This is a genomic window from Burkholderia sp. Bp8998, from assembly GCF_003854235.1.
Taxonomy (GTDB): domain Bacteria; phylum Pseudomonadota; class Gammaproteobacteria; order Burkholderiales; family Burkholderiaceae; genus Burkholderia.
Genome location: NZ_QTQF01000115.1, coordinates 1 through 1941 on the forward strand (window position 1 = coordinate 1; position 1941 = coordinate 1941).

The 1941-nt window shown below is 65.2% G+C and carries 1 protein-coding gene; it reads left to right on the forward strand.

The genetic code is table 11. The annotated features are described in order from the left end of the window. Nucleotides 1-188: 188 nt before the first annotated feature. The coding region (gene lpdA / locus DIE06_RS37610; protein WP_124665721.1) for a dihydrolipoyl dehydrogenase at nt 189-1941 on the forward strand (1753 nt) is incomplete at its 3' end.

Genomic DNA, 1941 nt, shown 5'->3' on the forward strand with positions numbered 1-1941 from the left:
TAGCGTCGCCCCTGCGCGGGGCGGCGGTCACTTTTCTTTGTCTTCCAAAGAAAAGTAACCAAAAGAAAGGCGCGTCCTTGGGCGGACGGCAAAGGTGGTCCTGCCCAGCGTCGCGCTCTCTTGTCAGGCCGTCGTTCAGCGGTTGAGCCCTCTCCCTCTGTCAGCAGCCAAACAAGAAGGGGACGTACATGAGTCTCATCGAAGTCAAGGTTCCGGATATCGGCGATTTCAGCGGCGTCGATGTCATCGAAGTCAACGTGAAGCCGGGCGACGTGATCGAAAAAGAGCAGACGCTCATCACGCTCGAATCGGACAAGGCCTCCATGGAAGTGCCCAGCGACGTCGCCGGCACGGTCAAGGAAGTCAAGGTCAAGGCCGGCGAGAAAGTCTCGCAAGGCACCGTCATCGCCATCGTGGAAGCCTCGGCAGGCGCCGCCGCACCCGCGAAAGCACCTGAGGCAGCGAAACCGGCAGCCGCCGCGCCGGCACCGGCCGCAGCCGCTCCGGCACCCGCGCCGCAAGCCGGCAGCTACAGCGGCTCCGCCGACATCGAATGCGACATGCTCGTGCTCGGCGCCGGCCCCGGCGGCTACTCGGCCGCGTTTCGCGCAGCCGACCTCGGCATGAAGACCGTGCTCGTCGAACGCTACTCGACGCTCGGCGGCGTGTGCCTGAACGTCGGCTGCATCCCGTCGAAGGCGCTGCTGCACACGGCGCTCGTCATCGACGAAGCCGCGGCGCTCGCGTCGCACGGCATCACGTTCGGCCAGCCGCAAGTCGATCTCGACAAGCTGCGCGACTTCAAGGGCGGCGTCGTCAAGAAACTGACGACGGGCCTCGCCGGCATGGCGAAGGCACGCAAGGTCGAAGTCGTGACCGGCGTCGGCGCGTTCGTCGATCCGTTCCACATGGAAGTGCAGGGCGAAAACGGCAAGAAGGTCGTCAAGTTCAAGCAGGCGATCATCGCCGCCGGCTCGCAGGCGGTGAAGCTGCCGTTCATGCCGGAAGACCCGCGTGTCGTCGATTCCACCGGCGCACTCGAACTGCGCCAGCTGCCCAAGCGCATGCTCGTGATCGGCGGCGGCATCATCGGCCTCGAAATGGCCACGGTGTACGCGACGCTCGGCGCCGAGATCGACGTCGTCGAAATGATGGACGGCCTGATGATGGGCGCGGACCGCGATCTCGTGAAGGTCTGGGAAAAGTACAACGCGAAGCGCTTCGGCAACATGATGCTGAAAACCAAGACGGTCGGCGCGGAAGCGAAGGAAGACGGCATCTACGTGAAGTTCGAGGGCGAGAAGGCACCGGCGGAAGCGCAGCGCTATGACCTCGTGCTGGTCGCGGTGGGCCGCAGCCCGAACGGCAAGAAGATCGGCGCCGACAAGGCAGGCGTCGCGGTCACCGACCGCGGCTTCATCGACGTCGACAAGCAGATGCGCACGAACGTCCCGCACATCTTCGCGATCGGTGACGTCGTCGGCCAGCCGATGCTCGCGCACAAGGCCGTGCATGAAGGCCACGTCGCAGCGGAAGCCGCGCATGGCGAGAAGGCATACTTCGACGCGCTGCAGATCCCGTCGGTGGCGTATACCGATCCGGAAGTGGCGTGGGCCGGCAAGACGGAAGACCAGTGCAAGGCCGAAGGCATCAAGTACGGCAAGGCGGTGTTCCCGTGGGCCGCATCGGGCCGCGCGATCGCGAACGGCCGCGACGAAGGCTTCACGAAGCTGATCTTCGACGAGGAAACCCATCGCGTGATCGGCGGCGGGATCGTCGGCCTGAACGCGGGCGACCTGATCAGCGAAGTGTGCCTCGCCGTCGAAATGGGCGCGGACGCGGAAGATATCGGCAAGACGATCCATCCGCACCCGACGCTCGGCGAATCGGTGGGCATGGCCGCCGAGCTGTACGAAGGTGTCTGTACGGACCTGCCGCCGC